Origin of the sequence: Pseudomonas parafulva, assembly GCF_002021815.1 — a bacterium.
In the GTDB taxonomy this organism is placed as follows: domain Bacteria; phylum Pseudomonadota; class Gammaproteobacteria; order Pseudomonadales; family Pseudomonadaceae; genus Aquipseudomonas; species Aquipseudomonas parafulva_B.
In genome coordinates, this window is record NZ_CP019952.1 from 1,241,937 (window position 1) to 1,259,201 (window position 17,265).

At 60.9% G+C, this 17,265-nt stretch carries 18 protein-coding genes and 1 tRNA gene; 13 read left to right on the forward strand and 6 right to left on the reverse strand.

Annotated features, from left to right (window positions below):
- The first annotated feature begins 15 nt into the window (after positions 1 to 15).
- The 8 genes from tolB (at position 16) to B2J77_RS05580 (ending at position 5,602) form a co-directional block, all read left to right on the forward strand.
- Complete coding sequence (tolB, locus tag B2J77_RS05545) at positions 16 to 1,287, forward strand: Tol-Pal system beta propeller repeat protein TolB (RefSeq protein ID WP_058604312.1); 1,272 nt, start codon at positions 16 to 18, stop codon at positions 1,285 to 1,287.
- Positions 1,288 to 1,341: 54 nt separating this feature from the next.
- On the forward strand, positions 1,342 to 1,845 hold the full coding sequence (gene pal, locus B2J77_RS05550) for a peptidoglycan-associated lipoprotein Pal (protein ID WP_023536326.1): 504 nt from the start codon (positions 1,342 to 1,344) through the stop codon (positions 1,843 to 1,845).
- A gap of 6 nt (positions 1,846 to 1,851) precedes the next feature.
- A complete protein-coding gene (gene ybgF / locus B2J77_RS05555) occupies positions 1,852 to 2,658 on the forward strand; it encodes a tol-pal system protein YbgF (protein WP_058604311.1) in 807 nt (268 codons plus the stop codon).
- Positions 2,659 to 2,832: 174 nt separating this feature from the next.
- A complete protein-coding gene (queE, locus tag B2J77_RS05560) occupies positions 2,833 to 3,480 on the forward strand; it encodes a 7-carboxy-7-deazaguanine synthase QueE (RefSeq protein ID WP_023536244.1) in 648 nt (215 codons plus the stop codon).
- A 15-nt stretch (positions 3,481 to 3,495) separates the two neighbouring features.
- The gene (gene queC / locus B2J77_RS05565) at positions 3,496 to 4,170 is read left to right on the forward strand and encodes a 7-cyano-7-deazaguanine synthase QueC (protein ID WP_058638503.1); all 675 of its coding nucleotides are present in this window, start codon (positions 3,496 to 3,498) and stop codon (positions 4,168 to 4,170) included.
- A 61-nt stretch (positions 4,171 to 4,231) separates the two neighbouring features.
- Positions 4,232 to 4,307, forward strand: a tRNA-Lys gene (locus B2J77_RS05570).
- A 331-nt stretch (positions 4,308 to 4,638) separates the two neighbouring features.
- A complete protein-coding gene (locus B2J77_RS05575; protein ID WP_058638502.1) occupies positions 4,639 to 5,202 on the forward strand; it encodes a hypothetical protein in 564 nt (187 codons plus the stop codon).
- Between the two features lie 22 nt (positions 5,203 to 5,224).
- Entirely contained in the window at positions 5,225 to 5,602 is a 378-nt protein-coding gene (locus tag B2J77_RS05580; RefSeq protein WP_058638501.1) for a hypothetical protein, read from the forward strand.
- A gap of 66 nt (positions 5,603 to 5,668) precedes the next feature.
- Here B2J77_RS05580 and B2J77_RS05585 read toward each other — a convergent pair whose 3' ends face one another.
- Positions 5,669 to 6,442 carry an alpha/beta fold hydrolase gene (locus tag B2J77_RS05585; RefSeq protein ID WP_078478134.1) on the reverse strand — a complete coding sequence of 258 codons (774 nt, stop codon included), beginning with the start codon at positions 6,440 to 6,442 and terminating at the stop codon, positions 5,669 to 5,671.
- Positions 6,443 to 6,667: 225 nt separating this feature from the next.
- Here B2J77_RS05585 and B2J77_RS05590 point away from each other — a divergent pair, with 225 nt between their 5' ends.
- Positions 6,668 to 7,453, forward strand: coding sequence for an EAL domain-containing protein (locus B2J77_RS05590; RefSeq protein ID WP_058638499.1), 786 nt, complete (start codon positions 6,668 to 6,670; stop codon positions 7,451 to 7,453).
- A gap of 10 nt (positions 7,454 to 7,463) precedes the next feature.
- Here B2J77_RS05590 and B2J77_RS05595 read toward each other — a convergent pair whose 3' ends face one another.
- Together B2J77_RS05595 and B2J77_RS05600 are read right to left on the reverse strand one after the other, a co-directional pair.
- Complete coding sequence (locus B2J77_RS05595) at positions 7,464 to 8,423, reverse strand: cation diffusion facilitator family transporter (protein WP_078478135.1); 960 nt, start codon at positions 8,421 to 8,423, stop codon at positions 7,464 to 7,466.
- A gap of 12 nt (positions 8,424 to 8,435) precedes the next feature.
- A complete protein-coding gene (locus B2J77_RS05600) occupies positions 8,436 to 9,791 on the reverse strand; it encodes an APC family permease (protein ID WP_078478136.1) in 1,356 nt (451 codons plus the stop codon).
- A gap of 431 nt (positions 9,792 to 10,222) precedes the next feature.
- On the opposite strand from B2J77_RS05600, the gene B2J77_RS05610 reads away from it, so the two are divergent.
- The gene (locus B2J77_RS05610; RefSeq protein ID WP_078478138.1) at positions 10,223 to 11,734 is read left to right on the forward strand and encodes a YdgA family protein; all 1,512 of its coding nucleotides are present in this window, start codon (positions 10,223 to 10,225) and stop codon (positions 11,732 to 11,734) included.
- 225 nt (positions 11,735 to 11,959) lie between these two features.
- Positions 11,960 to 13,018, forward strand: a complete 1,059-nt coding sequence (nadA, locus tag B2J77_RS05615; protein ID WP_058604303.1) for a quinolinate synthase NadA — start codon at positions 11,960 to 11,962, stop codon at positions 13,016 to 13,018.
- A gap of 247 nt (positions 13,019 to 13,265) precedes the next feature.
- On the opposite strand, the gene B2J77_RS05620 is transcribed toward nadA, so the two are convergent.
- The gene (locus tag B2J77_RS05620; RefSeq protein WP_058604302.1) at positions 13,266 to 14,702 is read right to left on the reverse strand and encodes a M48 family metalloprotease; all 1,437 of its coding nucleotides are present in this window, start codon (positions 14,700 to 14,702) and stop codon (positions 13,266 to 13,268) included.
- 121 nt (positions 14,703 to 14,823) lie between these two features.
- Here B2J77_RS05620 and B2J77_RS05625 point away from each other — a divergent pair, with 121 nt between their 5' ends.
- On the forward strand, positions 14,824 to 15,063 hold the full coding sequence (locus B2J77_RS05625) for a sulfurtransferase TusA family protein (protein ID WP_058638494.1): 240 nt from the start codon (positions 14,824 to 14,826) through the stop codon (positions 15,061 to 15,063).
- An 18-nt stretch (positions 15,064 to 15,081) separates the two neighbouring features.
- On the forward strand, positions 15,082 to 16,152 hold the full coding sequence (locus B2J77_RS05630) for an AI-2E family transporter (protein ID WP_058638493.1): 1,071 nt from the start codon (positions 15,082 to 15,084) through the stop codon (positions 16,150 to 16,152).
- A 42-nt stretch (positions 16,153 to 16,194) separates the two neighbouring features.
- Here B2J77_RS05630 and B2J77_RS05635 read toward each other — a convergent pair whose 3' ends face one another.
- Both B2J77_RS05635 and B2J77_RS05640 read right to left on the reverse strand, forming a co-directional pair.
- On the reverse strand, positions 16,195 to 16,668 hold the full coding sequence (locus B2J77_RS05635; protein WP_078478139.1) for a peroxiredoxin: 474 nt from the start codon (positions 16,666 to 16,668) through the stop codon (positions 16,195 to 16,197).
- Between the two features lie 10 nt (positions 16,669 to 16,678).
- Positions 16,679 to 17,239: a glycine cleavage system protein R gene (locus B2J77_RS05640; RefSeq protein ID WP_023536329.1), complete on the reverse strand. Its 561-nt coding sequence runs from the start codon at positions 17,237 to 17,239 to the stop codon at positions 16,679 to 16,681.
- Between the last annotated feature and the right edge of the window lie 26 nt (positions 17,240 to 17,265).

A 17,265-nucleotide genomic window follows, 5' to 3' on the forward strand; every position in this document is an offset into this window, starting at 1 on the left:
AGAGGACTGCTGGTCATGCTGTGCTGCGTGGCAGGCATGGCCGTAGCAGAGGAAAAGAACATCCTGGTCACCAGTGGCAGTGACCGGGCAACGCCAATTGCGGTGGTGCCGTTCGCTGTTCAGGGTGGCAGTGTGCTGCCTGAAGACATGGCCGACATCATCGGCAACGACCTGCGCAACTCCGGCTACTATTCGCCTATCCCGCGCCAGAACATGATCAGCCAGCCATCCCAGGCCAGTGAAGTCATCTTCCGCGACTGGAAGGCGCTGGGTGCCCAGTACGTGATGGTCGGCAGCATCGTGCCCTCCGGTGGGCGCTTGCAGGTGCAATACGCCCTGTTCAACGTCGCCACCGAGCAGCAGGTCCTGACCGGCAGCGTCGCTGGCAGCACCGACCAGTTGCGCGACATGTCGCACTACATCGCCGACCAGTCGTTCGAGAAGCTCACCGGTATCAAGGGTGCCTTCTCCACGCGCATGCTGTACGTGACGGCCGAGCGCTTCTCCACCAACAACACGCGCTACACCCTGCAGCGTTCGGACTATGACGGTGCTCGCGCCGTGACCCTGCTGCAGTCCCGCGAGCCCATCCTGTCGCCGCGCTTTGCGCCCGATGGCAAACGCATCGCCTATGTGTCGTTCGAGCAGAAGCGCCCGCGTATCTTCGTCCAGCACATCGATACCGGTCGCCGTGAACAGGTCACCAACTTCGAGGGCCTCAATGGCGCACCTGCCTGGTCGCCCGATGGTTCGCGCCTGGCCTTCGTGCTGTCCAAGGATGGCAACCCGGACATCTACGTGATGAACGTGGCTTCGCGTCAGATCAGCCGCGTGACCGCCGGCCCTGGCATCAATACCGAGCCATTCTGGGGTAAAGACGGCAACACCCTGTACTTCACGTCCGACCGTGGCGGCAAGCCGCAGATCTACAAACAGTCGGTCAGTGGCGGCAGCGCCGAGCGCGTAACCTTCGTGGGTAACTACAACGCCAACCCTAAACTCTCGGCGGATGAAAAGACCCTGGTGATGATTCACCGCCAACAGGGTTTCACCAACTTCAAAGTTGCCGCCCAGGACTTGCAACGCGGAAGTGTAAAGATTCTCTCGGAAACAAGTCTTGATGAGTCTCCCACTGTTGCGCCCAACGGCACCATGCTAATCTACGCCACCCGCCAGCAGGGCCGGGGAGTCTTGATGCTCGTGTCGCTTAATGGCCGCGTGAGGCTCCCACTTCCTACCGCTCAAGGCGAAGTCAGAGAACCGTCCTGGTCCCCTTACCTGAACTGATTGCGGCGTAATACGTTTTGCTTAACACACTGGGGTTTCATTAGGAGTTTCACGATGGAAATGCTGAAGTTTGGTAAATTCGCTGCGCTGGCTCTGGCCATGGCTGTGGCTGTAGGTTGCTCCTCCAAGGGCGGTGACAACGCAGGTGAAGGCGCTGGCGCCGTTGACCCGAACGCTGGCTACGGTGCCAACACCGGCGCAGTCGACGGTTCCCTGAGCGAAGAAGCCGCTCTGCGCGCAATCACCACCTTCTACTTCGAATACGACAGCTCGGACCTGAAGCCAGAAGCCATGCGCGCTCTGGACGTTCACGCCAAGGACCTGAAAGCCAACGGCAACCGCGTTGTCCTGGAAGGCAACACCGACGAGCGCGGCACCCGCGAGTACAACATGGCTCTGGGTGAGCGTCGTGCCAAGGCCGTTCAGCGCTACCTGGTTCTGCAGGGCGTTTCCCCTGCTCAGCTGGAAGTGGTTTCCTACGGTGAAGAGCGTCCAGTTGCTACCGGCAACGACGAGCAGTCCTGGGCTCAAAACCGTCGCGTAGAACTGCGTAAGTAAGTTCCTATGCGCAAGTGCCGTCGTGCAGTAACCGTCCTCGCACTCAGCCTGCCCCTTTCGGCGTGGGCTGCAGTCCCTGTAGTAGATGACAACACAGGCAGCTATCCGCCTGCGGGTTATGGCACGAGCGGCGCCTATGCCGGGTCAGGGGCTTCGGCCCCTGCCTCTGCACAGGGCCAGCTGTTCATGCAGCTGCAACAGATGCAGGATCAGCTTTCCCGCCAGCAAGGCATCATCGAAGAGTTGCAAAACGATGTGTCTCGCATGAAGCAGGAAAACCTGGAGCGATACCAGGACCTGGACCGTCGCATCAACAGTGGCGCCGCGCCTGCCGCGACCCCTGACAATTCTTCCGCCGGTGGTGCCTCTGGCGCCGCCGCGGGGGCTGCAGCCGGTGCTGCTGCCCAACAACCGGCCGCCAGTAGCGAGCCCGGTGATCCGGCCAAGGAGAAGCTCTACTACGATGCTGCCTTCGACCTGATCAAGCAAAAAGACTTCGACAAAGCCAGCCAGGCGTTCAACGCCTTCCTGCGCAAGTACCCCAGCAGCCAATATGCCGGTAACGCACAGTATTGGCTGGGCGAAGTGAACCTGGCCAAGGGTGACCTGCAGGGCGCAAGCCAGGCGTTTGCCCAGGTAAGCCAGAAGTACCCCAAACACAGCAAGGTGCCAGACTCCTTGTACAAACTGGCCGACGTCGAGCGTCGTCTCGGCCACACGGACAAGGTAAAGGGCATTCTTCAGCAGGTGGTGACCCAATACCCGGGCACATCGGCTGCGCAACTGGCGCAGCGAGACCTGCAAAAGCTGTGAAGTAATGCGGCGCTTGCCCCCCGTTCGAAAGAAACCCGCGCCTGGCGCGGGTTTTTTCGTTAGAATCACCGCCCTTTTTTCGTAAACACGCTGTCACGGATAACGCTATGTCGAGTCTGTGCCAGTGCCTGACGGAGGCGGGCAGCCTGTTTTGCTGTCACGCCCGTGGCGATCATGCAAGATACATTACGCATCACCGAAGTCTTTTACTCGTTGCAGGGTGAAACACGAACGGCTGGGCTGCCCACGGTATTCGTGCGGCTCACCGGTTGCCCCCTGCGCTGCCAATACTGCGACAGCGCCTATGCCTTCAGTGGCGGCACCCTTCGCAGCCTGGATTCGATCCTTGAACAGGTGGCCGGCTTCAAGCCGCGCTATGTCTGCGTGACGGGCGGCGAGCCCCTCGCCCAGCCTAACGCCTTGCCCCTGTTGCAGCGCCTGTGCGACGCCGGTTACGAAGTCTCGCTGGAAACCAGCGGAGCGCTCGATATCGCCGGCACCGACACCCGTGTCAGCCGCGTCGTCGACCTGAAAACTCCAGGTTCGGAAGAATCGCACCGCAACCGCTATGAGAACATCGAGCACCTGACGCGCAACGACCAGGTCAAGTTCGTCATCTGCTCCCGCGAAGACTACGACTGGGCGGTGTCCAAGTTGATTCAGTACAACCTGGCCGAGCGCGCCGGCGAAGTATTGTTCTCGCCCAGCCACCACCAGGTGAGTGCCACTGATTTGGCCGACTGGATCGTTGCCGACAACTTGCCTGTGCGTTTCCAGCTTCAGCTGCACAAGCTGTTGTGGAACGACGAACCTGGCCGCTGAGCAAGAGAGTGAGACATGACTGATAAACGCGCAGTAATTCTTCTGTCCGGTGGTCTGGACTCGGCCACGGTCGTGGCCATGGCCAAGGCCCAGGGCTATGCCTGCTATACCATGAGCTTCGACTACGGCCAGCGTCACCGCGCCGAGCTCAACGCCGCGGCACGGGTCGCTAAGGACCTGGGCGTGGTAGAGCACAAGGTGATCGGGCTGAACCTGGACGGCATCGGTGGCTCGGCCCTGACCGACAGCAGCATCGATGTGCCGGAAACGCCAGGGGAGGGTATCCCGGTGACCTACGTACCAGCGCGCAACACGGTGTTTCTGTCGCTGGCGCTGGGCTGGGCCGAAGTGCTGCAAGCCCGTGACATTTTCATCGGTGTCAATGCCGTGGATTATTCCGGCTACCCGGACTGCCGCCCCGAATTCGTCGAAGCCTTCGAACGCATGGCCAATCTGGCTACCAAGGCAGGGGTCGAAGGGCAGGGGTTCCGCATTCAGGCGCCCTTGCAAAACATGAGCAAAGCCCAGATCGTCCAGGCCGGCGTGGCGCATGGGGTCGACTATAGCTTGACTGTGTCGTGCTACCAGGCTGATGACGACGGGCGTGCCTGTGGCAAGTGCGACAGCTGCCGCTTGCGCGCTGACGGCTTCAAGGCAGCCGCCGTGGCGGACCCGACGCGCTATTTTTAAGAAATTTTATTGTGGGGTGTTGATTTCTCTATAGAAATCAGTATTATACGCGCCATCCAACGGGTCGTTAGCTCAGTTGGTAGAGCAGTTGGCTTTTAACCAATTGGTCGTAGGTTCGAATCCTACACGACCCACCATCTTCGCAGCGGTTGCGAATACTTAAGCTAGACCACCGGGTCAGCGTCAGGTAAAGCAATTGTATGGATCGAACAGTCAGTTCGCTTCTGTGTGAAATCTGTACGAAAAGCCCGCCCTCATCGGCGGGCTTTTTCGTTTCTGGTCAAAGTACTGGGCCGTAGTCTGTCTGCAGTGACACTGCCTCATTCATGGGCAGTGTTTCACGTGCAAGGTGGCCTCTGATGAAGTCTCAGCAGGCGACCCCTACTCCAGGTGTACTAGATAGCCCTTTGCCCACTACTGCGGATGGGAAAATGTTCCGTCTAAGTAATGGCAGAGAGATGGCCAGTCATGCGCTCCCCAGTGAAACAACTGCTGTCGCTTGCACTCCTGTTGGGTGCCTTATCCGTCCATGCGGACAATGCCCAAAAGGGCGATTACTGGGTAGTGCATCATCAAGCCAGCCTGGGCAAGAGCAAGGTGTACCTTGCAGATGGCGACCCCAGTAACATCTACGAGCGCCCCGGCGGCGCCAAATCCGTGGGCGTCTACCTGTTTGACCAGCAGCCCGGCAAGCCCGATTTCACGGTCTACGACGTCGAAGTCGATTGCAAGAACAAGCGGGCCCGTGTCACAGGGGCGCTCGACTTCAGCAGCGTGGCCAATACCTTGCGCAGGGCCAAGTTCTCCAATCAATGGCAGGGCGATCAACAAGCGTGGTTGGCGCAAAGCCGTAATTTCATCTGCAAGCCAGCTGAGCGCCAAGCGCTCAAAATGGAGCACCTGGGTGTGATGTCAGCTTCGCAGTTGAGCCGCGCTGGCCCCCAGCTATTTGAGATAACGAACCGCGAAGCGCTCAGGGCCGAGGTCATCAGGCAGATCGACCACGCCTTCACACAGATGCCTGCCAAGTAACTGGCCACCAAGGAGAGAAGCCATGATCCGTCTGCTCGTGTTTTGCCTGGGCGCTGTCCTGCTTAGCGGTTGCTCGTCACTTGAGGCAACCAGTGCGTGGAAAGGCCGCCCGGTCGGTGAGCTGATCGACTATTTCGGTGTGCCCAGGGTCATCATGGTGGCACCTGATCAGGACATGGTTGTGCTCAGGTACGTGCGCGACAGCACGTATATCTCCCGGGAGGCTGCGGGCACCTACACCGGCCCTGAAAATGGCCAATTGGTACACCGGGAGTATTGGCAGGATGTAGAGCATTCAGGCAGTTGCGAGATCAACGTCTTTGTCGACAGGGCGCACGTGGTGCAGAAAGTCAGGGCCAATGGTCGCTGTGCGGTCATCGACATGGCGCCCAAGGCGTAGCCCGGTAGTGGGAAGCAGGTACCGGGCAAAGGGGCGTTAAGCGATGACCGCTTTCGCCTCTCGTCATCACTGATTCAAAAAAGCTTCCACCACAGGCAGTAGCCATTGCGGGTGCGTTTCATGAGGTGAGTGATCAGCCAGCGCCAGGTTCAACAGCTGCGCCCCAGGCACTTGCTCTACCAGCTCCAGGGCATTGGCGCGTGAAACCAGGCGATCACGATCGCCACGCACTACCAGCAATGGCGCGGAAATGCCACCCACGCTGGCTGCGGGATAACCGTGCTCGCTGTCATCGAGCCACATCCCCCGCACGGCCTCCAGCAACCTTGCAAAGTCCGGTTGCGGGTTGATCGCCTCATAGCGAGCCACATCTTCGGCAAACAGGCCGCTCCACTTCGCGGCGGTAATACCCTCGTAGAGGGCCCGCGCAGGGTCGTTCTCGCCCAGCGCCCAGTGAGCCCCGATGGTGACGGGCCTATCGACCGTCACAGCCTGCGAGGCAGCCATGCGCAACGCGACGATTCCGCCATCGCTGTGCCCGATCAGGCTGACGCGTTCAAGGGCCAGATGCTCGATCACCCGCTCTACGTCGTGCTGCATGCGTTCATAGGTGAGTGGTGCGCTGCCCAAGGTGGACATGCCCTGGCCGCGGCTGTCGATGCCGATTACGCGCCAGCGGTGGGCTAAATGCGGAGTAATGGCGTTGAAGGTTTCGATATGTCCAAGCCCGCCATGCAGCAGGATCAGTACTGGTGCGTCAGGTGCGCCCAGCTGTTCGTAATAAAGGCGTGCATCACCGACGGTGAGGTACTCGCCGCCCCGGTGGTTGAAGACAGTCATGTCGAAGTTGTCCGTGTCGTCAGCTGTTATATCGGGCGCCAGTGTACCGAGTTGCCCGCTCAAGCCCAATGAATCCGAGCTGCCAGGCCTTTTTGTCTGGTCTTCACCTTGCGCACCGCACCTCTGGGCAAGCATGCTGTCAAAGTGCCAACAACGCTGCCCTGACGTTCTAACGATCGTGTTATTCCAGCGCTACTTTCTCTTCATCAAGCTGCCGGAGACACCATGGCTGATTTGATCTTTGCGCAGCCTTTCGAAGCTGTGGGTTGCAAGCAATGCCGTGAGATGGCGGACCTCGGCTTCGGCATCACCATGGCCTTCCAACCTATCGTTCACCAACCTTCGGGTAAACCGTACGCCTACGAGGCGCTGGTCAGAGGTGTAGCGGGGGAGGGGGCTGCGCAGGTGCTGGCCAAGGTCACACCCGATAACCTGTATCGCTTCGACCAGGCCTGCCGGGTCAAGGCCATCGAAAAAGCCTCCGAGCTTGGGCTCAATCGGGTGCAGGATTGCAAGCTCAGCATCAACTTCCTGCCCAACGCCGTGTACCGTCCCGCCACCTGTATTCGTGCAACGCTCGAGGCCTCCAGGCAGTTCGATTTTCCGGCCGACAGGCTGATCTTCGAAGTGACCGAAGGCGAACGGGTCGAGGACACCGAACACCTGAAGTCCATCTTTCGCGAGTACGACCGGCAGGGATTCACCACGGCCATTGACGATTTCGGGTCAGGCTACTCGGGCTTGAACCTGCTTGCCGAGTTTCAACCGGACCTGCTGAAGCTGGACATGGCGCTGACACGCAACCTTGGGGCCGACCCGGTGCGCCAGGTGATTGTGGCAGGCATCGTGCTGGTGGCGCAGCGGCTGAACATTCTGCTGGTCGCCGAAGGCGTGGAAACAGAAGCCGAGTGCCAGGCGTTGGCAGCCCTGGGTATCGAGCTGATGCAAGGCTACTATTTCGCCCGGCCTGAAATCGAAGCGCTGCCGCTGATCGAACGCCTGCGTGGCTGAGTGCTGATGTCTATTCGGCCCACTCGGGGTCGCCGGTAAACACCACCGTCAGCCAGCGGTTGGGCCCTTCGCCGCCGATGGCCTCGCCGATCTCGTTGCGCCAGGCATCCCACTGCTCGATGGTCTTGGCCGCCATTTGCGGCGGCACGATGAAGTACAGCTCAATCTCCCGTGAGCGCCCCACCTTGGCCACATAGGCGCGGTAGGACTGCAGGTCATGGCGTTCAACGAAAGCCTGCGCAACCACATCCACATGCTGCTTGAGATCGCCCGGCGTGACGAGAAAGATATCCGCCAACGCCTGGCGAACGACCGACATCGGCAGCGGCACGATCACCAGACAGACCAGTGCCAGCACCGCCGGGTCGATGTAGGGCGATACCCATTCAAGCGATGTACCCTGCACGGCATAGCCAAAGCAGAAGGCGATCAGCAGCGCCGCCGTGATGCTGGCGGACATCACCCAGCCCTTGACGTCCATGGCGACGAAATCAGAGCGCAGCTTGCGGTTGGCCTTGCCCTCGATCACCGCGATGGTCACGCAGGCGGTGACGGTAAGCGCCGCATAGACCATGGCGATACCGAACTCCAAGTGACGGCCACCCTCCAGCAGGCTGCTCACGGCGTTGATCAGGGCATAGATGGCGACCCCGCTGAGCAGGATGCCATTGAGTGCCAGCACCATTGGCTCCAGGTGCCAGAAGCCCATGGTGAAGCGCTCACGCAGTTTGCGCGACATCTGCAGGCTGCTGGCATGGGAGGTGATCAGCCTGACCACCATTAGCGACAGCCCGCTCATGCTGGCATCGACCAGCGAGTAGACGCCGTCGAACACGATGGAAAACGAGCCCGACGCCAAGCCAAAGGCAATGCCGATGCAGGCGATGAACAGCGTGACCGCGATCGAGGTGCGCAGCAGGCCCTGCTCAGTGGTGATGTCGAAGAAACCGGTTGTGGTTGAGCTGTGCATGGTCGGTACGCGTCATCCCTCGGCGATACAGTTGGGCGGCGCCGCACGGAACGCCTTGGTCAACCAGGCCAGGTACACCAGGCCCAACGTGGCCCAGATCCCGCCGAACAGCAGCGAGTGCATGTTCAGGTCCAGCCACAGCGAAACGATGATACAGAAGCCAGTGGTGGGCAGTACCAGGTACTTCAGTTGGTTGGCCAGCCCTCGGCGATTGCCCTCTCGCAGGTAGCAGTGATTGATCACCGACAAGTTGACGAAGCTGAACGCTACCAATGCACCGAAGTTGATGATGGAGGTGGCGGTGACCAAGTCGAAGAAGATGGCCGACAGCGAAATCACCCCTACCACGGCAATGTTCAGTACGGGTGTCTTGTAACGCGAATGCAACCGCGCAAAAACGCTCGCGGGTATGACCTTGTCACGGCCCATGACATACAGCAGGCGCGACACGCTGGTTTGCGACGCCAGCCCCGAGGCGATGGTGTTGATTACCGTGCACGCGATGAAGACCGACTGGAACAGCTTGCCGCCCACGTACAGGGCGATTTCCGGCAGCGCGGCTTCCTGATCGTGAAAGCGTGCCATGGTGGGGAAATAGGCCTGGATGAAGTAGGAAACGGTGATGAATACAACGCCGCCGATCAATGCCGTGAGGAAAATGGCCCGCGGTATGGTTTTGGCCGGGTCACGCGTTTCTTCGGACAGGCACGTGACCGCATCGAAACCCAGGAACGAGAAGCACAGAATGGTTGCGCCTGCCGCCAGGGCGCTCAGGTGGGTCTGCTGGTCGGCGAAGGGCAACAGGCTCCATGCCGTGCCCAGCCCTTCGCCCTGGTCCAGGCCGCGTATGCACAGGTAGATGAACACTGCGATGATCGCCACCTGCACGCCGACGAACAGCAGGTTGAAATGCGCAACCAGATTGACGCTGCGCATGTTGATCAGGCTGATCAGGGACACGAAGGCCACGACCCAGACCCACGGCGCCACCTCGGGAAACATGGCAGACAGGTACAGCTTGGCCAGCAAGGCGTTGACCATGGGCAGCAACAGGTAGTCCAGCAAAGAGGACCAGCCCACAAGAAAGCCCACGTGTGGATTGATGGCACGCTGGGTGTATGTGTAGGCCGAGCCCGACTGAGGAAAGCGCTTGACCAGGGTGCCATAGCTGACGGCCGTGAACAGGATCCCGGCAAGGGCCAGGATGTAGGCGCTCGGTACGTGCCCTGCGGTGATGCCTGACACGATGCCAAAGGTGTCGAACACGGTCATGGGCGTCAGGTACGCCAGGCCAATGATGATTACATGCCACAGACGCAAGGTCTTGCGCAGTTGGCCGGCTTCGGGTGCGTAGGATTCAGGCTGCATGCTGGCGTGGCTCCAAGGCGAGGGCTTGAAAGACAGGCACAGCGAAGGGCGCAAGCAGCAGCGGCGAGCGGGTGGGCTCCATATTGTTCACCTTTATGTAGGAGCAGCAGAGGCGTGACGGGATCACGCAAGTGATCAAAATAAAAAACGATAGGGTCTCGGGTGTCAAGTTAAACGTGACAAGGTGTTTCGAGGGTCCGCTTTTTATCGAGGAATCAACGCATTCGAGCGTCTCTGTAGTCTTTATTTTCACTGCTAAGGCCATAAGCGTGTTCGTAAAAATTGACATCTTTGAAGTGGGCCTGTGCAACGGGTTGCACGATTTCCTGCCTGGAACTGCCGCCAACCTGCCTGGCCTTCGGTGATATGCTGCATTTTCCTGGCTGCGCAGGCGATGTGCGAGCCTTTATGGACATCAATCGGTTTTATTCATGAAGAAGACTTCAGTAGCAATTCTGTCCGGCGTAGCGGTGGCCTTTGCCGCAGTGGTCATTGGCGGCGCCTGGTACACCGGCAAGCTACTGCCGAGTGAGCTGGACCATGCCTTGGCCCTGAGCAACGCGCAGCTGCAAAAGTCGCTGGTGAACACAGGTGGCAGCGTACGCATCGAGTTGGTATCGCTGGACCAGCGCTGGTTCAGCAGTACGGCACACTACCGTGTGATCGCTCGCGATGTGCGTGCCAGCAGCCAGCAGGTCATGAATTTTGACGTGGGCGTGACCGATCAGATCGAGCACGGCCCGTTTCCATGGTCCCGCGTCAAGACCTTCAAGCTTTTGCCAGTGCTGGCGCTGAGCAACACCACGCTGGACAAGGACGATGTCACGGCGCCCTGGTACGCAGCAGCCGGGGACCGCGTGCCGTTCAGCGCCCAGACCAGCATGGGGTACGGCGGCAGTGTCGACAGCCAGGTTCGCCTGGCGCCGGTCAAGCTCGACGATGCCAACGGCACCAGCCTGGCGTTCTCGGGCATGGAGCTTGGGGTCAGCGGGGATCGCGACGGCAAGGATTCGCGCTTCCATGGCGAAGCCGATCACTTTCTGATGAAGCTGGTGAGCGAAGACCAACCTCCCGTCATCTTCGAGCTCAATGGGCTGAAGTTGGGTGGCAAGCTGGCGGCGACTGCGCATGACAACCTGTTCTCGGGCAACGCTGACCTTTATCTGGCCGAGACCAAGATTATCCTCGGGCCCAGGCAGCAGGCGCTGGTCATCAAGGGGGGAGAGCTCAGTACCCTGCAAAGCCTCGAAGGTCCCGACACCTTTGGCGGGCGTGTCGAATACAAACTTGGGGACATCACCTGGGATGGGCGAGCGGTCGGCAAGGTCCAGATGATCGTCGGCTTCAAGTCCATTCATGCGCCCGCGCTGCAGGCGTTGAGTAACTGGTATGCGGCGCATTTGCCTGAGTTCGAGGCAGCGGCAGCTGCCGGGCAGTCGGCGCCACAGATCAACATGACCGAAGCTGAAAAGGCTAAATTCCAAGGTGACTTGCGCACGCTGCTGGCCGCAAAACCCAAGGTGGCGCTCGAAGATTTGAGCCTCAAGACCGCCAATGGCGAGAGCCACTTCAACCTGGCCATGGACTTCGACGCGCCGTCTTCCTTCGACTTGCCACAAGATCAGGCGTTGAAGCAGATGGTGACGCAGGTCACCAGCAAACTGTCCTTGTCCAAGCCAATGCTAGGAGACCTGGCGACCTTGCAGGCCCTGCTCGACGGTCAGACCGATGCCCAGGCCATCGCCACGCAGTCTGGCCAGGCAGGAGAGATGGTCGGCTTGATGGGCGTGCAGAGCGGCCTGGCTACGGTGGAAGGCGATAAGGTGATCAGCTCGTTGCACTATGCCGATGGCATGGTCGATTTCAATGGCCAGAAAATGACGCTCGAAGCCTTTGCCGCGTTCGTCAATACACGGCTGGCAATGCTCTCGCCGCAACGCTGAGTGCCCGGCTTTACCTGCCCTTGAGCCGCTGGTACGAGGGCGGGTAAGGGCTGGATAAAAACCGCTTTAGAAATCTTGGGTTTCTCTGTAGCCTTCGGCCTCCATAATAATCCGCGCCCGCAGAGGGCCGTGGCGGCCTGCGCCGTCCGGCGCCCTTAGCCGATCTGCCAGGGCCGGGTGATACACTCGATTTGATGCGCGCACGCGCTTGCAGGTCCAGCGATCATGACCCAGATTTCCGAACGCCTGTTGGTACAGGCTCACCTCGACGCCAAGCAGCCCAACCCGCTGACGGACGAGCAGCAGGCCGAATACCGTGCGGCCATCGCTGCCGAGCTCAAGGCGCAGAATGCCGTGCTGGTTGCCCATTACTACTGCGACCCGGTGATCCAGGCCCTGGCGGAGGAAACCGGCGGCTGTGTGTCCGACTCGCTGGAAATGGCCCGCTTTGGCAAGCAGCACCCGGCCGAGACGGTGATAGTAGCCGGCGTGCGTTTCATGGGTGAAACCGCCAAAATTCTCACTCCTCACAAACGCGTATTGATGCCCACGCTTGAAGCGACCTGTTCGCTTGATCTGGGTTGCCCCATCGAAGAATTCTCTGCCTTCTGCGATCAGCACCCCGAGCGTACCGTGGTGGTTTACGCCAACACCTCCGCTGCCGTGAAGGCACGGGCCGATTGGGTGGTCACTTCCAGTTGCGCGCTGGAAATCGTCGAAAGCCTGATGGATAACGGCGAGACCATCATCTGGGGCCCCGATCAGCACCTGGGTCGCTACATCCAGAAGCAGACCGGTGCCGACATGCTGCTGTGGGACGGTGCCTGCATCGTTCATGAGGAGTTCAAGTCGCGTCAGCTCGCCGACATGAAGGCCCTGTACCCGGACGCCGCGGTGCTGGTCCATCCCGAGTCGCCGGAGTCGGTGATCGACCTGGCCGATGCGGTGGGCTCCACCAGCCAGTTGATCAAGGCTGCCCAGACGCTGCCTAACAAGACCTTTATCGTCGCCACCGACCGCGGCATCTTCTACAAGATGCAGCAGCTATGCCCCGACAAGGTCTTCATCGAGGCGCCCACTGCCGGCAACGGCGCGGCCTGCCGCAGCTGTGCCCACTGCCCGTGGATGGCCATGAACACCCTGGAGCGCGTGCTGCATTGCCTGCGCAGTGGCGGGGACGAGATCTTCGTCGACCCAGCCCTGGTGCCCAAGGCCATCAAGCCGCTGAACCGGATGCTGGATTTCACCCAGGCGGCCAGGTTGAAGCTTTCCGGGAACGCGTGAGGTAAGCGCTGGCTGAAATGCAGGTCCTGGTGCCATGCCCGAGGCAGATGACGCTCCTACATTGCGCCGAATCGGTGAGCTAGAGGATCTTGTGTGGGAGCGGCCTCGCGCCGCGATGGGCTGCGCAGCAGCCCTCAGGTGTCAGCCCCGCATCACAGGCCGGCGCGGCCGGTCCGGCGCCCCGGCGAGACCGCTCAGGCATGTTGTTCAACATTGGAAACGGTCCCGCCCCAGACCCTGAAACGCCTCAGCGCCCCATCATCTCCCGCACCATGCGCTGCTGCTCCAGCACCTCTCGCTGGCGTTGGTCGATCTGCGAGGCCAGCGGGAAATTCCCCCCGGCGCGGCGCTTGGCATAGTCGAGCTGCTGAATGGCCTGATCAAAGTCCCCCACCAAGGTGAAGTATTCCGCCCGCGCCCGGTGCAGGCCGATGGTATTGCCCGACAGCCCGCGCACCTCGGCCATGTCGTACCAGACGTCCGGATCATCCGGGCGGCTCTTGATCAGATCGTTCAACACCTTCTCCGCCTCGGCAGGCTTGTTCTGCTTGACCAACAGGTCGGCGCGCACTTGCTTGAGCGGGTAGTTACCCGGGTACAGCCCCTGCATGCGCTCGGCCCGCTGCTGTGCATCGGCCAGGCGATTGTTGGTGATATCCAGGTCGATCTGCGCCAGGTTGTAGGTAATGTCGTTGGGCGCCTTGGCCAGCAGCGGCTTGAGCATCTCCCGTGCTTCGTTGAGCTGACCGCCCTTGATCTGCGCCAGCGCCAACCCATAACGCGCCGCATCGAGTTTGGGGTCTTCGTCGAGCTGGGCGCGAAAACGCTTAGCCGCAAGCCCCGGCGTACCTTCATACGTCAGCGCTACCCGGGCGCGGATCAGCTGATAGCGCAGGCTGTCTTCCACACCGCCTTTTGGCGCCTGCTCTGCCCGGTTACGGGTGTCGGCGATCCGCGACTCGGTTACCGGGTGCGTCAACAGAAATTCCGGCGGCTTGGCGTCATAACGGTACTGACGCGCCAGGCGTTCGAACATGGTCGGCATGTTGCGCGGATCGTAGCCGGCCTTTTCCAGGTTCTGGATGCCGATGCGGTCGGCTTCCTGCTCGTTTTGCCGGGAGAACCTGCGCTGCTCCTGAATCGCCGCAGCCTGGGTACCGGCAATCATGCCGATGCCGGCATCACCGGCGCCACCGGCCGCCAGCACGATACCGGTGAGCAACGCTGCCATCATCGGCAACTGCATGCGTTGCTGGGCCTCGATACCTCGGGCAAAGTGCCGTTGGGACAAGTGCGCCAGTTCGTGCGCCAGCACCGACGCGTACTCGCCTTCGGTCTGCGCATTGAGGAACAACCCGCCGTTGACACCCACGATGCCGCCTGGTGCTGCAAACGCGTTGAGTTCGCGGCTGTCGATCAGGATGAATTCCAGGCGACGGTCCTGCAGCTGGCTGGTTTCGGCCAGGCGGTACACGCTGGTCTCCACGTAGTCCTTGAGCTGCGGGTCGTTGAGTTGGTTGACCTGGCCGCGCAGCAGGCTCAGCCAGGCGCGGCCAAGCTGATGTTCCTGCTGTGGCGAAACGATCGCCGAACTGGCGTCACCCAGCGACGGCAAGTCGTCAGCATGGCCAGGCAGGGCCATCAGGCAGGCCAGCGTCAGCAGGGTAGGGCGCAGTAGATTCATGCACGAAGCTCGCGTCGGTCAAAGATTGCTACTGTAGCGGGCTCACACGTTGGCGACCAGTGGCGCTATCCTAGGCGGCCGATCAGGCCGTAGGCCGGCATTGCCCTGGAGAGCCCCGTTGATGAGCACCCCCCTGACCTGTGACGCCGAACTCGATGCCAGCGGGCTGAACTGCCCGTTACCGCTGCTCAAGGCCAAGATGGCGCTCAATGGCCTGGCCAGTGGTGCCGTGCTCAAGATCATCGCGACCGACGCAGGTTCCCAACGCGACCTTCGCACCTTCGCTAAATTGGCCGGTCATAGCCTGTTGCACGAAACGGCCGAGGCCGGTACCTACACCTACTGGCTGCGCAAGGCCTGAGTCCTACAAGGATCGTTCATGTTCAAAGTGCTACGCGACTGGGTCCAGCGCTACTTCTCCGATGAAGAAGCGGTGGTGCTGGCGGTCTTGCTGTTTCTGGCGTTCACGGCGGTGCTCACGCTGGGCGGGATGCTGGCGCCAGTGTTGGCCGGCATGGTGCTGGCATTTCTCATGCAGGGGTTGGTCAACGCCCTGGAGCGTCTGCGAGTGCCTTCGAGACTGGCGGTCATGCTGGTATTTGCCCTGTTCATGGGCGCGCTGGCGGTGTTCATGCTGGTGCTGGTGCCGCTGCTGTGGCACCAGCTGATCACCCTGTTCAACGAGCTGCCGGGCATGCTTGGCAAATGGCAGTCACTGCTGCTCCTGCTGCCAGAGCGCTACCCGCACCTGGTGTCGGACGAGCAGGTGCTGCATGCCATCGAGTCGGTCCGTGGCGAGATCGGCAAGTTCGGGCAATGGGCCCTGACGTTCTCCCTGTCCAGCCTGCCGCTGCTGGTCAACGCCATGATCTACCTGGTACTGGTGCCGATCCTGGTGTTCTTCTTCCTCAAGGACCGCGAGCTGATCGGCCGCTGGGTCAGTGGCTACCTGCCGCGTCAGCGCACCTTGCTCAACCGTGTGGGCAGCGAGATGAACCGGCAGATCGCCAACTACATCCGGGGCAAGGGCATCGAAATTCTGATCTGTGGCATTGCCACCTACATCGCATTCATCGCCCTGGGCCTGAACTACGCCGCGTTGCTGGCACTGTTGGTTGGGCTATCGGTGGTCGTGCCCTATGTAGGGGCGGTGGTGGTTACCGTGCCGGTGACACTGATCGCGTTGTTTCAATGGGGATGGGGAGACCAGTTCATCTACCTGATGACGGTCTACGCGATCATCCAGGCGCTCGATGGCAACGTGCTGGTGCCGCTGCTGTTCTCCGAGGCCGTCAGCCTGCACCCGGTAGCGATCATCTGCGCGGTCTTGCTGTTCGGTGGGCTGTGGGGGTTCTGGGGCATCTTCTTCGCCATTCCGTTGGCGACCCTGATCAAGGCCGTGCTGGATGCCTGGCCGCGTCAGGAGCCCAGTGTATCGCCCTTGCTCTGACAGCCATAGGGCTGCGCCGATGACCGACGCAGCCTGATCCGATCAGGCCTCGTTAAGGGCCTGGGCCGCTGCCAGCACGGCATCCACATGGCCAGGCACTTTCACCCCCCGCCACGCTTGGCGCAACACGCCCTCCTTATCGATCAGGAAGGTGCTGCGATCCACGCCCAGGTATTCCTTGCCGTACAGTTTTTTCAGCTTGATCACATCGAACAGCTGGCACAGGGCCTCGTCCTTGTCGCTGATCAACTCGAACGGGAAACCCTGCTTGGCCTTGAAGTTCTCGTGGGACTTCATGCCGTCGCGCGAGACGCCAAGCACCACGGTATTGGCGGCTTCGAAGGCGCCATGTTGATCGCGAAAGCCTTGGCCTTGGGTGGTGCAGCCTGGCGTGCTGTCTTTGGGGTAGAAATACACCACCACCTGGCGGCCCTTGAGCGTGGACAGGCTGACCGTCTGCCCACTGGTGGCCTGGGCGGTGAAGTCGGGGACAGGTTGGTCGAGTGCAACGGCCATGGGAACCTCCTCAGACAGGGTTTTGTGGGCGCCAGGGCTCGATCAGGGCATCGAGGTTCAGCGCGTCGGCAAAATCCAGGAACTGGTCGCGCAGCCAACTGATCTGGGTGCCGGCCGGCAGGATCACCGTGAACTGGGCATTGAGCATGCTGCTGCCAGTCTGCGGTGCCAGGTAGGTGTCGCACGTCATGGCTTCGAGCTCGACACGGTGGTCAAGGAAGAACTGGCACAGCTCGTTGATGATGTCAGGCCGGTAGGCGGCGCTGACATAGGCCACGTAGGGCAGGGCCTGCGGGCGTACTTCCTGGTCGGCGCTGCGCACCACGTCAAGGGTCAGGCCGTGCTTCTTGCCAAGGCCGGGGAGCATGGCCTCAAGGCGCGCCAGGGCATCCCAGCTGCCGCCGACCTGCAAAACCAGTGCGCTGGTCTCGCCATGGCGGCTCAGGCGCGAGGTGACCACCGCGCAGCGGTTTTCGAAGGCAGCGCGGCTCAGTACATTGGCCAGCTCCATGGGGTTGGGCCCCAAGGCGCTGATGACGAGGAATTGTTCGCGGACAGTGGGGGTGGACATGCAGCATTCCTAAAGCGATGAGCGGT